The organism is Glutamicibacter sp. B1 (genome assembly GCF_039602135.1).
Classification (GTDB): domain Bacteria; phylum Actinomycetota; class Actinomycetes; order Actinomycetales; family Micrococcaceae; genus Glutamicibacter; species Glutamicibacter ectropisis.
Genome location: NZ_CP125942.1, coordinates 3,212,871 through 3,225,901 on the forward strand (window position 1 = coordinate 3,212,871; position 13,031 = coordinate 3,225,901).

Sequence of the window (13,031 nt, forward strand, 5' to 3'; positions counted from 1 at the left end):
CGTGTCACCACTAACTACCGTGCTGCGCCGAGTTGTTGGACTCGGCGCAGCAGTTCTGCTTTCATCCTTCGCGGTATTCCTGGTCCCCTTTGTTTCCCCCGGGGACCCCGTGCGCTCCTTGCTGCGCGCACGCATGGACATCGGGGCCGCCGACGAGGCAACGGTGCAAGCCTACGCAGAGCAATTCGGCCTGCATGACCCGATGCTGGTGCAATTCGGAAGGTGGCTGGGCCGGTTCGCCACCGGAGACATGGGCATCTCGCATATCAGTGGCACCCCGGTAGCCGACCAGGTGCTCCCGGCCATTGGCGTCACCCTATCCTTGGCCGGCAGCGCCCTGCTGGTGGCCATAGTGGCCTCCATCCTTTTGGGCGTCGCTTCGGCCACCCGCGCCGGGCAATGGCCAGATAGGCTCATCACCTCCATCACTCATGCGCTCATTGCGATCCCTGAATACGCGCTGGCTCCGCTGCTGGTGCTGCTCTTCGCGGTGCGCTTCTCGCTGCTGCCCTCGGCCGGGTTCGATTCCCCTGCCTCGTTGGTGCTCCCGGTCTTCATTCTGGCCTTGCGCCCCATCAGCTTCTTCACCGTCGCGGTGCGCTCGGGGGTGTGCCAGGCTCTGGACTCTGAATATGTGCTGGCGGCTCGTGCCCGCGGGCTGAGCAGCACCCAGGCTTTGGTTCGCCACGTGGTTCCACACGGACTGCTGCCATTGTGGACCATGGTCGGTGTCTGGTTTGCCGGGTTGCTGGGCGGCTCAGTCATTGTCGAGGTTATCTTTGCCATTCCCGGCGTGGGCAGGCTGATCTTCGACTCCATCGTTGATGCCGATATCCCGGTAGCCCAGGGCGGCGTGGTGGTTGTCGTGGCCTGTGCCGTGGTGGTGACCGGAATCGTTGACCTGGTGCACAAGATCAGTGACCCCAATGTGAGGATTGGTGTACGGCATGGCTAGGAATCATTCCAGGGAAATCCTGCTTTCCCCTCCCGCGTTCATATTGCTGGCAGTGGTCATCCTGACCATCGCCGCCCCGTGGATTTCCCCTTATGATCCCAACGCCCAGAGCCTGGCGGACCGGTTGCGGGCACCCAGCCTGGCCCACTTGCTGGGCACCGATGCCCTGGGCCGCGACACCTTGAGCCGGGTGCTGCACGGTGGCCGGTTCTCGCTATCGGTAGCACTGATCACCACGCTGTTCTCGCTGCTGGTGGGCACCGCACTGGGCCTGCTCAGCGCGGTGCGCGGCGGCTGGCTGGATGAGCTCTTCCTGCGCGTGAACGACTTGCTGCTCGCGTTGCCCGAAATCGTGATTGCGCTGCTGATCATCGCGGTCATGGGTCCCGGATTCTCCACCATGGTGCTTTCGGTGGGCGTCGTGGCATGGACCCCCACGGCGCGGTTGGTGCGCTCCATGGCGGCCCAGGCATTGAGCACCCACCATGTCGAGGCCTCCAAGCATGTGGGCGCTTCACGCTGGTTCATCCTGCGCCATCATGTCCTGCCCTTCGTCGCGGGTCCGGTGCTGGCCCAGGCCGCTTTGCGCTTCGGCCTGTTGCTCGTATTGCTCGGCTCATTGTCCTATCTGGGCATCGGAGTCCAGCCGCCGCAGTCCGACTGGGGTTCGATGCTGGCCGAGGCCCAGCCTCATGCGATCCGCTCCCCCTGGGGCATGATTGCACCGGGCGCAGCCATCTTCCTGGTCAGCTTCTGCGTGACCCTGCTGGGCAACCGCATCACCCACGTGCTGGGCGGCGAGGACGTGCTGGACACCGAAACCAAGGCGGAAACCCATGGCTGAAGAACTTGAATTCATCGACCTGTCCGTCGTTTCCGGGCAGAAGCTGCTGCTGTCCAAGGCCCGTGGCGCGCTGCGTTCCGGGGAACTGGTGGCGGTGGTCGGGCGCTCCGGTTCCGGCAAGACCCTGCTGACTAAGGCGATAATGGGCCTGCTGCCTGAACAACTGCGCGCCGAGGGGCAGATCCTGCTCGATGGCCAGCGGCTGGACCAGCTGGATGACAAGGCCATGGACTCGGTGCGCGGACGACGCATCAGCATGCTGTTCCAACAGCCTAAGCGCGTGATGAACCCGCGGTTGACCATCCGCGCGCACCTGCTCGAGGCCTTGGGAGCCCACGGCTGGGGCAAAGCCCGCCAGCATGAGGATCGGGTGCTGTCCTTGCTCCAGGAAGTAGGCCTCTCTCCCGCCAAGCAGATTGCCGGCAAACGCCCGGACCAGCTCTCCGGCGGGATGGCCCAGCGCGCCATGCTTGCCATCGCCCTAGCCGCTGATCCGGAGTTCATCCTGGCCGATGAACCGACATCATCTTTGGATTCGATCCTCAAGTCCGAGGTGCTGCAATTGCTGCGCCGCAAGCAGCAGGAGCGCGGCGTAGGCGTCCTGTTCGTTACCCATGACATAGCCAGCATCCAGCACATCGCGGATCGCGTTGTAGTAGTCAGCGACGGTCAGATTGTGGACCAGTGCCCTACCGCGCTGATCTTCTCCAAGGACCGCCACTCCAAGACACGCGAGCTGGTCGAAGCCAGCTTGCCTCCTCTGCGCACGCTCCGTGCGACGGATTCGGCATGCTTGCTCGAGGCGGTGGATGCGGGCAAGAACTATACGCGCCGCGCAAAAGGCCCGGCAGCATTGAACCCCACGAGCTTGCGCCTGCACGGTGGCCAGGTCCTGGGTGTGGTGGGCCGCTCAGGTTCCGGCAAGAGCACCTTTGCCAGGCTGCTGGCCGGGTTGGAACAGCCAACCACCGGTCGGATCATTCATGCGCACCATAATGGCGAAGCAACCCGGGTGCAGGTCATTGCCCAGGAACCGTATTCTTCCTTCGATCCCCGGCTTACCATCCGCACTTCGATGAGCGCGGCGGTGCACCGGCTGCCGGCAATCCAGGCCGGCGAGCGCATGGCGCAAGCCATAGCCCAGGTGGGATTGCCCGAGCAATTGCTGGATCGCAGGCCGGGCCAGTGTTCAGGCGGCCAGCTCCAGCGACTGGCTATCGCACGTGCGCTGCTGACCGAGCCGCAGGTTTTGATCTGCGATGAATCCACCTCGGCACTGGATTCGGTAGCCCAGCGCCACATCCTCGACCTGCTGCTTGATTTGCGCGAGCAAATGGGGCTGAGCCTCGTGGTCATCTCCCACGACATGGACGTGATCCGCTATGTGAGTGATGACGTGGCAGTGTTCTACGAGGGCGAGCTGGTGGAGCATCGCCCCCTCGACGATTTCCTGGCTGACCCGGAACACCAGCACAGCAAGGACCTCGTGTCCGCGCTGGACATCACCGCTGCGGTTCCTTCCGCCAGCTGATTTCCGCTTCCGCAAGAAAACCCGGAAGTCTTGTGCCCTGACTTGGACCACTTATAGATTGATGGACTATGACCGACAGTTCACAGAAGAATCCGTCCATCACCCGCCGGTTGCCATTGCTGTTCCTATGCGCGGCCTTGTTCCTTTCAGGCTGTTCGGCTCCAGCCCCGGAATCCGGCGACGACCAGAAGCCAGCTTCCGACAGCACCCGGCTGGCCAGCGTAATTGAAGCCGGAACGCTGAAGGTCTGCACCACCGGGGACTACCGGCCGTTCACCTACCTCGACCCGGAAACCGGGGAATGGTCGGGAATCGACATCACGATGGCCAAGGACCTTGCCGAGTCCATGGGCGTCGAACCCGAGTTCATCCAGACCTCATGGAAGGACTTGATGCCGGACTTCCTCTCCAAGTGCGACATGGCAGTAGGCGGGGTTTCCATTTCCATGGAACGTGCCCAGCAGGCCTACTACAGCGAAGCCACACTGGACGAGGGCAAGACACCCATCACCCTGTGCGAGAACGTGGAGAAGTACGACACGATCAAGGAAATCAACCAGCCCGGGGTCCGTTCCATCACCCCGATCGGCGGCACCAACGAGAAATTCGCAGACTCGAATTATCCCGACGGGGAAATCATCCGCTTCGAGGACAACAACAAGATCTTCGATGAGATCATTGCCGGACGGGCGGATGTGATGACCACCGATGCCTCCGAAACCCGGTGGGTGGCCAATGAGCATCCCGAGCTGTGCGCAGTGCACCCGGACAAGCCGTTCAATTTCTCGCAGAAGGCCTACCTGCTGCCGCTGGGCGATGATGAGTTCCAGGAGTACGTCAACCAGTGGCTGAACATGGCCAAGAACGACGGGACGCTCGCCGCGGCCGAGAAGCCCTGGTTCGGCTAACGGCCGCCAGAACACGACAAAGAGCCAGCGGCTCCATCCAATGCAGGTTGGACGGAGCCGCTGGCATTGCTATTCAGCTGGCGTGATCAGTTCTCCCAGAACGGGTAGTCGATGTAGCCCTTGGGACCTTCGGTGTAGAAGGTCGCGAAATCCGGTTCGTTCAGCGGCAGCTGTTCTTTCCAGCGGCGCACCAGATCCGGGTTGGCAATCGCAGGGCGGCCCACGACAACGGCTTCGCCCCAGCCTTCGGCAGCCACGCGAGCGGCTTCCTCATAGGTAGTGATCTCTGCGAAGCCGGTGTTCAGCAGCACCGGTCCGCCGAATTCCTTGCGCAGCGACTGGACCAGCGCGCCGGCTGGGTCATGGTGCAGGATGCTCAGGTTGGCCAGCCCCAATTGCGCGATGCCCCGAACCAGCGCGGTGTAGGTAGCCAGCACATCCGCGCGATCGTTTTCCAGCGCACCCTGGACATTGTGTTCCGGCGAAATGCGCAGGCCGGTCTTCCCAGCGCCAATGGCGTTGGCAACCGCGGTCACTACTTCAATGACAAAGCGGGCCCGGTTCTCCGGGGAGCCACCATAGTTATCGGTGCGGGTGTTGGCCGAAGGTGCCAGGAACTCGTGCAACAGGTAGCCGTTGGCACCGTGAAGCTCCACGCCGTCGAATCCGGCGGCGATGGCGTTGCGCGAAGCAGTCACGAATTCCTCGATGATCCGTGGGAGTTCTTCAGAACCCAGTGCATGCGGAACCGGGTAGGCGTGCTTTCCGGTGTAGGTGCGCGACTCGCCCTCAACCGCGATGGCACTGGGTGCTTCGACGTAGTCGACACCGGTGGTTTCCGGGTGGGTGACGCGGCCAGCATGCATGACCTGGGCGACGATGAGGCCGCCTTCGGCGTGCACCGCGTCGGTGACCTTCTTCCAGCCGGCAATCTGCTCCTCGGTGACTAGGCCCGGCTGACGGACGAATCCCTGGCCGGCAAAGCTCGGGTAGGTGCCCTCGCTGACAATCAGGCCCAAGGACGCGCGCTGGCGGTAATACTCGACTACATCTGCGTTGGGCACGCCGTCCTTGCCCGAACGGGAACGGGTGAGCGGTGCCATGACCAAGCGGTTGGACAGCTTGAGGTCGCCGAGGGCGAGAGGGGAAAACAGATCCATGGGATAAGACTCCTGAAGTGGAATTTGTACTTGCATAGTCCAACTAGGTTTTCCGTTGACGTATTCCAGTTCGGCTGGAAATATGAGCTGGATAACGGCCAGGGCAGTCTGTTGAACAAGGTCCAGTGAGCAGTTTCCCCGCTGTTATCGCGGCATTCTGTGCACCCGATGGGCAGTACGCGCGATGAATCGCTCATCATGGGAAGAGAACAGCACCGCTCCCCCGCGTTCAAGCACCGAATCGATGACCTCGTTCAGGATTTGAAGCCCCGCCGAATCCAGCGCCTCGGTTGGTTCATCAAGAAGCAGCAGCCGTGGTTCGCGCACCAGCACGGTAGCCAAGGCAACAAGACGTCGGGCCGAAGCCGGCAGCTCATAAGGATGGGTCTGGGCATAGGACGCCAAACCCAGTTGCTCAAGAATTTGCGGCACCCGGGCGCGCTGAATGCCCTTCTTGGGAAGGCCAAAGGCAATCTCCCGGATTACCGTTCGCTCGAAGAGCTGGTCCGACGGATTTTGCAGGAGCATCCCGGAATCGGCTGCCACCCGCAACTTGCCGGCAACTGGCTTGAGCAGGCCCGCGGCAGCCTTAAGCAGGGTAGTCTTGCCCGTCCCATTGGCACCGGCCAGCCCCACGCATTCTCCTGCACGGACTTCGAGATCGAGGTCGGAGAGGACCGGGGCACTGGCACCCTTGTATCCGAGTTGCACTCCGGCAAAGGCCAGCAGAGGCTTTTCAGATGCTGCTGCGGCAGCGAATCCACTCGGCTTGGAACTCGACGCTGCGGTTCTAGCTGTTCCCGTTGCAGGCCGCAAGGTTCCGTCCGCCAAGGTCAACAGCGTATCCGCTTCGGCTTCCCATGCTTCAGTTGTCCGAGTCAGCACCACAATCGCGGTGCCCGCGGCACGCAGCCGGGTGATCATCTCCGTCACTGCTTCGGTTGCCTTGGAATCCAAGCCTGCCAGCGGTTCATCCAGCACGATGATGGAAGGCATGGCAACTGACAGCGCCGCCAGGGCGACCAAGCGTTCTTGGCCTCCGGAAAGCTTGGCAGGATCGCGTTCCAGCAGATGCTCCATGGACAGCCGTGCTGAAAGCTCGGAGATGAGCTCGGCCATCTCTTCGCGGGGCATTCCTTCGTTCTCCCGGGCGAAGACCAGTTCCTCAGCAACAGTCTGTCGAATCCGTGACAGGTAGAGGCTGGCATCCTGCGGCAACAGGCCAACATGTTTGGCCCAGCCGGCGACGTCAATTCGTGGTGAATGCTCCGGAGAATAATCGATCCGTTGACCCGCCAGGATAAATGTTCCCTCACAGCTGTCGGCTCCCTGCCGCGGGAGCATACCAGCGAGTACCCCGCCAAATGTTGATTTCCCGGATCCAGAGTCGCCGGAAATGACCGTCAGGGACCCCGGCGATAATTCCAGCTCGATTGCGCGCAAGGTATCGTGATCCGCGTCTGCGTAGCGGAAGCTTCCCAGCCGGAGGTGCAGCGCCGATGTGCTTTCGACAGGTGCACGGTGTTCCATGTCCATCATGCGGCACCTCCGAATGGCACCAGAATCGCTGCCGGCACCAGCACCGAACACAGCACGGCAACCCAGCGGACTCCTCGCTGTATTTGCGAATCTGCGACCTGGCGCAATCTGCTGTGCTCGCCGCGGGCTGGAAAACCGCGTGCCGCCAGATGAGCCGAACGGTCATGGGCATCCTGCACCGAGGAGAGCACCAGCGGCACCGCTCGTAGCCTCAGGCGTTGCAGCCAGCCGGCCAAGCCACGGCCGGTTCCTGCCTTCCGCAAAGCTTGGGCTTCGCCGATGGCCTGCTGCTTTTCCATCATCTGCGGAAGAAGGAACAAGGTGGACGCCAGCAGGTACCCCGCCTGCGGCGGAGCTGGCGACAGGTCGATGGCCGCCACCAGCTGGTGCTTGTCGATCAGCAAACCGCAGAGCAAACCAACCACCACCAGCACAGCTGTGCGCAAAGCCAATGCTGCTGCAATCTCCACTCCCCCACGGGTCAGGCTGATTGGACCCCATGCGGCGATCACCGGTGAAGAATCCCATGACGTCAGTCCATGAATCATCAGCAAGGACAGCAAGGTTGGAAGCATGATTGCACCACTGAGCGCCGCGAGCTTGCGGACCTTGCCCGCCACCGCGCCGATGGCCAGGCACGTCACTATCACCGCGCAGCTCAACCACCAGACGCTGGCAGCCGTGGCTACGGCAACCGTGAACACGGCGAGGCAAAGCACGGTAAAAGGGTGCAACTCGGTGATGCGGCGCTTCATCGGTGTACTACTTGTTTCCGCTCTTGCCCAGCACGTTGTATCGGCGGATGAATTCGAAGGAACCGCTCAGGCGCTTCGGCAAGGCGAAGATCAGCAGCGCTGCTATGAGGAAGACAATGGCCTTGTCTCCTGGATCAGAGATCAGTGCCTGCTTGGTGACTGCGGAGAGCAGCGAATCACCCATGGAGCGGAAGGCTGCAACTACTGCGCCGGTGCCGACTCCCGAGGTTCCTCCGTAAACGAAGGCAGCCACTGGGGAAGAGACCACGCCCACCAGCACACCGGAAACCAGACCGGCGATTGGGGCAAGGTATGGCCGGCGCAAGGCGCCGTAGCGGGCGGCAGTTCCCGCAAGGAAACCGACCAGCGCGGCTCCTGCAGCGAATGGCAAGACAGTGGGAGCGAACAGCGACCAGATCAGGGTGCTGAGCACACCGGTGGCGGCACCGGCACGGCGTCCGGCCAGGAAGCCTACCAATACGGTGCCGATGGAATCCAGGTAGAGCGGGACCATGACGGATCCGACGAATTGACCCAGGATGATGTTCAGCGCAAGGGCGACCGGGATCAGCGTCAGGGCAGAAACTGGCAGATCCGGTAGGACTGCGAGCAGCAGCAGGATGGCAGCTATCAGGTAAGCGGCGAAAGTTGCCAAGGCAACTCCCTGGCCCAGGCCTTCGACGATTCCCGTGGGTTGGGTGATGACCAGGAACAGGTAGGTTCCAACGAGCAACAGGGTTCCAGCTGCGCCGAGCACCCTGCGGCGCACGAGCTGGGTCGCGGATGCTTCGGGCAAAAGAAGATTCGGTGACATGATGAGGCAATCCTGGGATACGAGTTTGGCTGCGCGCGGGATTGCTCCCGCGACGCGCGAATGGCGGGTCTATGTCACCTCGACCCGGTAGACGATTCTAGCCCAACTGCCTGCGCTCAGGAATTTTCGTTGAGTTTCCTTGCCAGCGCACCTAGGCGCTGGACCAGCTCGGCAAACCCTGCCTCTGGATCATTTGCCACGACCACCTGGGCATTCGCCGGCTTGCCCCACAGCCCGCGGAAGTCAGCCACTGTCGTACCAAAGAGCAATGGTGAATCTGTTTCTACGTCCACCGTTGCGGGGCGGGTCTCGTAGTCCAGCGTGCCGGCGGCAACGCCAGCGGCAAAGAAGTCGTGCACGTGGGCTATATAGCCCTGGTCGTATTGGCGATGGAACTCGAAGTAGAACCGCAGGGCGTCGGAGAGATAGCGCACCAGTTGATTCGAGGATTTGCTCAATGTCCCCTCCGGGTCGCTAGCCTGGACTATTTCTGATTCAGCGCATCCAACTTCAATGGAGAGCCTCGTCAGGAAGTCCGGCTGCATCTCGAAGCGCTCTGTGGTGTCCAGCGAACAGACGATCGGCAGCTTCGAAGAGTCCAATCCTTGTTCAGCGGCGGCTGTGTAGGCGGCAAAAACTTCCTTGGCGGCGTGCGGGTCTACGTGTGTGTTCCACTCCGCGGTAGGCGTGGTGTTGCCTTGGTAGTAAAAGGCGCCGCCCATGATCACTACCTTGCGAAGCAGCCAGGGAAGACGTGGTTCGCGGCGAAGTGCCAGAGCGAAGTTTGTCAGCGGTGCACTTAGGAGAACGGTTAATTCGCCAGGGTTCGCGCGGGCTGCTTCGATCCAATAATCAATGGCATCGAGATCCATAGACACTGGGGACATTGGGTCTGGAAGAGTCGCGTGGCCCACGCCTTGCGGACCATGAGTTTCCGGTGTGGTGACTAGAGGAATCTGCAAGGGCTCCCTTACACCGATGAGTACCGGAACTTCGGGGCGTCCGCAGAGCGCCAGCAGAGCACGATTATTCGCAGCGACTTGTTCTACGTCGACATTTCCAGGCGTGCTGGTGAGGGCCTCGATCTTCACATGATCGCAGGCGCAGAGATACGCGAGCGCCAAGGCATCGTCTATTCCGGTGTCATTGTCGATCAGAAGACGGATCGGCGGCCATTGTTCGGCTCCGTCTGCGGCTATAAGCTTTTCCGGCATGCCTTTCCCCATCTTCCTAATTGCGCAGAACTTCTCAGGTAGTTCTCACTGTCATCAAAATAAAGGCCAGATTTTCAACGAGCCACTGCATTCGCTGATGTGAATACGTTGACCGGCATCTCTCGATGCAACTTCCACGTGATGGCGATGGGTTTGGAACCTTCGTGTTTCACATAATCGACTGTGCCCAAGCATGTGAAAGGCAATACCAGCCCGTCAATGTCCCTCGCGGCGTCTCTGGTAAAAAGCAAGATATGCGAGGCATGCTCTTTTCGGTTCAAGTAGCGTTTACCGGTAGGGCTGGTTGGACTTGTGGCGTTCTGTGATTCCCAGTGAAATAGCTGCGGGCTGATCGCATAGTCCTTGTAGAGGGTATTTGGATTGTGAACGGATTCATCCTTGTCCAATGTCACGAAGAGCGCGTCCGTATTCGACTGAGGACACCATGCAACCCCTTCACGGTGGTTGACTCCCTTGCCGAGTTCCAAAGATCCGTATTCAAGTGCAGCAAGGACCTCAGAGCGCCAGTATGTGGAATGCGAATACAGCGGAATCTGCTGCAGTCCTAGAGGAAGCCTCCTAGGTGCGTGAGCTCCGCGGTCCACACCTCGTGTAAACGCAGCTCGCAGCTCTTCAACCAAGTATCCGTTGGCACGAATGTAATCCAGTCCCTGGTCATAGGTAACAAACCCACCGCCGTTGTCCCAAAAAGTATAGAACAGCATGCGAGCAAATATTCGGACTCGCGGTTCCAACTCTGCATAGCGTGGGGCACTCGTTGAAAGCAACGCCGAGTACGCATCAGCGCGCTCCGCGTCGTCAACGTGAAGGAACCGAGTAACCCGCTTAAGAAGCTCACGTTCTTCATTTAATTGGTCGTCGCCAATTCGCTTCAGCTCTTCTTCCCAAGGTGAACGCGATGAGATCAATCCTGCTCGACGAATCAATTCAGTCCACGAATCTCCCGTTTTGCGATAGATGTCTTTGACATCGCGACCGGACTCATCGAGATAGTCGTCCAAGGCAGTCAGCCCATGCGACTTGATTTCGTTTACCAATGCAGGCTTATTGAGCTTTAGTTGCGATCGAATGTTCTCTAGCACGATCGTGCGCGCCACTCGGTCGAGCATGAGTTGGCAACCCGAGGGAAGTCCGGGCGGACCGTCATCAATGATGCGCTCCAATTTCTTGCGCGGAACATCCAGCAAGGCACGGTACTTCACGTCGAATCGGAACTCCCGACGTTGTTGGCCAATGAAGTCCAAGACCGTAAGCACTGCCTTGTCATCTGCTCGTCGGAGGCCACGGCCGAGTTGTTGCAGGAAGACGGTCGAGCTCTGCGTGGGGCGTAGCAGAAGAATAGTGTCGATCTCCGGAACGTCGAGTCCCTCGTTGAAAAGATCGACGGCAAAAATACAGTTCAGTTCGCGAGCACGCAGTTTAGCCAGCGCTCCCTCGCGTTCCTCGGTACTTGAATTACCTGATATCGCGGCTGAAGGGATTCCCGCCTCGTTGAAGACTTTGGCCATGTACTGCGCGTGCTGGACCGAGACGCAGAAACCCAGTGCACGCATCATGGACGTGCTGAGCACTTTATCGCGCAGTTCGTTGATGATCTTCAGCGCACGCATGTCATTGCCCGTGTACACATTGCTCAGCTGTTCCAAATCGTAGGAGCCGCGCTTCCATTCGATGGAAGTGAGGTCTACATCGTCCGCCACACCGAAATAATGGAAAGGAACGAGGAGATCTGCGTCCAGGGCATCCCACAGGCGCAGTTCCGCGGCAATGCGTCCGCCAAAGTAGGTGTCCGCCACATTGACGCCGTCGCCACGTTCGGGTGTTGCGGTGAGTCCCAGCAGCTCGATGGGCTTCAGATGCTCAATGAGCTTGCGGTATGAAGATGCTTCGGCATGGTGGAATTCATCGATCACGACTACATCGAAGGCCTGCGGGTCGATCTTGGACAGCCCGAAAGCGGCTAGGGACTGGATACTGGCAAAAACATGTTTCCAAACTTTTGGTTTTTGCCCATCAACGAACATCTCGCCAAAGGAACCCTTACCCAGAACACGGCGATACGTCTTGAGTGATTGGTCAAGGATTTCTTTGCGGTGAGCCACGAACAGGAGGGTGAGCTCCCGGCCAGCAGCTTCGCACAATCGCTTGTAATCGAGTGCCGCAAGTACGGTCTTGCCAGTTCCGGTCGCCGCGACCACCAGATTTCGGTGCTCGTTGCGGTTTGTGCGGGCAGCTTCTAGTTCTTCGAGCATTTCCTTTTGGTGCAGCAACGGAAGTACTTCCAAGCCAGTGGATCCGAGCATTCGTTCAGCCGTTGTTCCGCCTGCACGTTTCAGTGCAGCGTCCAGTCGCTCTGCGTCGGTATCGGGATCGTATGGAACGAAGGCGTCGTCTTCCCAGTAGCTGTCAAAGGTCATCGAGAATTTTTGCAGCAAGCTTGGTGTTGCTACACCCGAGAGTCGGACATTCCATTCCAGTCCGTCGAGCAGTGCGGGACGACTAAGGTTTGAGCTTCCGACGTAGGCAGTGTCGAAACCGGAATTTCGGTGGAACATCCAAGCTTTGGCATGAAGCCTCGTCGCATTAGTCTCATAGTTGATACGGACCTCTGCCCCGAAACGGCGAACCAGTTCATCGATTGCGTGGCGCTGGGTGGCACCCATATATGTTGTGGTAAGCACTCTTATTGGGATGCCGTGGTCTTTGAGCGTCGCAAGCGATTCAGACAGCAGCCGCAGACCCTCCCACTTGATAAAGGCGCAAAGCAAGTCAACGCGGTCAGCTGAGGAAAGTTCTGCCCGCAGCTCAACTGCAAGTTGTGGGTCTTCGCGGCTGTTCGTGAGCAGGGCAGCGGCGCTCAATGACGTCTGGGGCCGTTTAAATGAACGCACCCGAATTGCATCGTCACGCTGCAACTCCAAAAGTTTCTGAGGGCCTGGAAGTACATCCTCAGAGTGCCCGACCATGTCTAGTATCTGGTTAGACAGATCAATCATTTGGTCCGGTTGGAGCGCACCAAACCGCTGCTCAATTACGCGACCAAGATAGCTGGCCAGTTCACCCGGTGCGTTCTTCGGAAATATCGATTCTACTGTTTGCTTGTAGTCCGACAGCGACTGAAGCCGGCCTGCCAAGTGATCGGTAATGAGACTCTCAAAGATTCCTTCACCCAAGACGAACGCGTTTTGGTCATTACCGATATCCATGATGTTAGGTTACTGGACAGAGGGGACTATTTGAGTCGCTGCACGTGCTGCTCCAGGGCTTTACCTTATCGTCCTTGACTTGTT

General features: G+C 59.7%; 10 protein-coding genes. 4 read left to right on the forward strand and 6 right to left on the reverse strand.

Going from position 1 to position 13,031, the window contains the following annotated elements:
- Position 1: 1 nt before the first annotated feature.
- The 4 genes from QMQ05_RS15090 to QMQ05_RS15105 all read left to right on the forward strand — a co-directional run bounded on the left by QMQ05_RS15090 (position 2) and on the right by QMQ05_RS15105 (position 4,238).
- The gene (locus QMQ05_RS15090) at positions 2-955 is read left to right on the forward strand and encodes an ABC transporter permease (protein ID WP_345471340.1); all 954 of its coding nucleotides are present in this window, start codon (positions 2-4) and stop codon (positions 953-955) included.
- Complete coding sequence (locus tag QMQ05_RS15095; protein ID WP_345471341.1) at positions 948-1,799, forward strand: ABC transporter permease; 852 nt, start codon at positions 948-950, stop codon at positions 1,797-1,799. Before QMQ05_RS15090 ends, QMQ05_RS15095 begins: the two co-directional genes overlap by 8 nt.
- Positions 1,792-3,330, forward strand: a complete 1,539-nt coding sequence (locus QMQ05_RS15100) for an ABC transporter ATP-binding protein (protein ID WP_345471343.1) — start codon at positions 1,792-1,794, stop codon at positions 3,328-3,330. The genes QMQ05_RS15095 and QMQ05_RS15100 overlap by 8 nt, the downstream gene beginning before the upstream one ends.
- Positions 3,331-3,398: 68 nt before the next feature.
- On the forward strand, positions 3,399-4,238 hold the full coding sequence (locus tag QMQ05_RS15105; RefSeq protein ID WP_345471345.1) for a transporter substrate-binding domain-containing protein: 840 nt from the start codon (positions 3,399-3,401) through the stop codon (positions 4,236-4,238).
- Positions 4,239-4,324: 86 nt separating this feature from the next.
- On the opposite strand, the gene QMQ05_RS15110 is transcribed toward QMQ05_RS15105, so the two are convergent.
- The 6 genes from QMQ05_RS15110 to QMQ05_RS15135 form a co-directional block, all read right to left on the reverse strand.
- Positions 4,325-5,398 carry an alkene reductase gene (locus QMQ05_RS15110; protein ID WP_345471347.1) on the reverse strand — a complete coding sequence of 358 codons (1,074 nt, stop codon included), beginning with the start codon at positions 5,396-5,398 and terminating at the stop codon, positions 4,325-4,327.
- 144 nt (positions 5,399-5,542) lie between these two features.
- Positions 5,543-6,937, reverse strand: a complete 1,395-nt coding sequence (locus tag QMQ05_RS15115) for an ABC transporter ATP-binding protein (RefSeq protein ID WP_345471349.1) — start codon at positions 6,935-6,937, stop codon at positions 5,543-5,545.
- Positions 6,934-7,692, reverse strand: a complete 759-nt coding sequence (locus QMQ05_RS15120; protein WP_345471351.1) for an energy-coupling factor transporter transmembrane component T family protein — start codon at positions 7,690-7,692, stop codon at positions 6,934-6,936. The genes QMQ05_RS15115 and QMQ05_RS15120 overlap by 4 nt, the downstream gene beginning before the upstream one ends.
- Before the next feature lie 7 nt (positions 7,693-7,699).
- The gene (locus QMQ05_RS15125; protein WP_345471353.1) at positions 7,700-8,506 is read right to left on the reverse strand and encodes an ECF transporter S component; all 807 of its coding nucleotides are present in this window, start codon (positions 8,504-8,506) and stop codon (positions 7,700-7,702) included.
- A gap of 116 nt (positions 8,507-8,622) precedes the next feature.
- The gene (locus tag QMQ05_RS15130; protein WP_345471355.1) at positions 8,623-9,720 is read right to left on the reverse strand and encodes a nucleoside hydrolase; all 1,098 of its coding nucleotides are present in this window, start codon (positions 9,718-9,720) and stop codon (positions 8,623-8,625) included.
- A 74-nt stretch (positions 9,721-9,794) separates the two neighbouring features.
- Positions 9,795-12,947 carry a DUF3427 domain-containing protein gene (locus QMQ05_RS15135; protein ID WP_345471357.1) on the reverse strand — a complete coding sequence of 1,051 codons (3,153 nt, stop codon included), beginning with the start codon at positions 12,945-12,947 and terminating at the stop codon, positions 9,795-9,797.
- Positions 12,948-13,031: the final 84 nt, after the last annotated feature.

Bases quoted from the DNA above. Each gene is read 5' to 3' on its own strand.
- QMQ05_RS15115 (WP_345471349.1), bottom strand. From the start codon at position 6,937: ATGATGGACATGGAACACCGTGCACCTGTCGAAAGCACATCGGCGCTG.
- QMQ05_RS15105 (WP_345471345.1), top strand. From the start codon at position 3,399: ATGACCGACAGTTCACAGAAGAATCCGTCCATCACCCGCCGGTTGCCA.
- QMQ05_RS15125 (WP_345471353.1), bottom strand. From the start codon at position 8,506: ATGTCACCGAATCTTCTTTTGCCCGAAGCATCCGCGACCCAGCTCGTG.
- QMQ05_RS15130 (WP_345471355.1), bottom strand. From the start codon at position 9,720: ATGCCGGAAAAGCTTATAGCCGCAGACGGAGCCGAACAATGGCCGCCG.
- QMQ05_RS15095 (WP_345471341.1), top strand. From the start codon at position 948: ATGGCTAGGAATCATTCCAGGGAAATCCTGCTTTCCCCTCCCGCGTTC.
- QMQ05_RS15110 (WP_345471347.1), bottom strand. From the start codon at position 5,398: ATGGATCTGTTTTCCCCTCTCGCCCTCGGCGACCTCAAGCTGTCCAAC.
- QMQ05_RS15100 (WP_345471343.1), top strand. From the start codon at position 1,792: ATGGCTGAAGAACTTGAATTCATCGACCTGTCCGTCGTTTCCGGGCAG.
- QMQ05_RS15120 (WP_345471351.1), bottom strand. From the start codon at position 7,692: ATGAAGCGCCGCATCACCGAGTTGCACCCTTTTACCGTGCTTTGCCTC.
- QMQ05_RS15135 (WP_345471357.1), bottom strand. From the start codon at position 12,947: ATGGATATCGGTAATGACCAAAACGCGTTCGTCTTGGGTGAAGGAATC.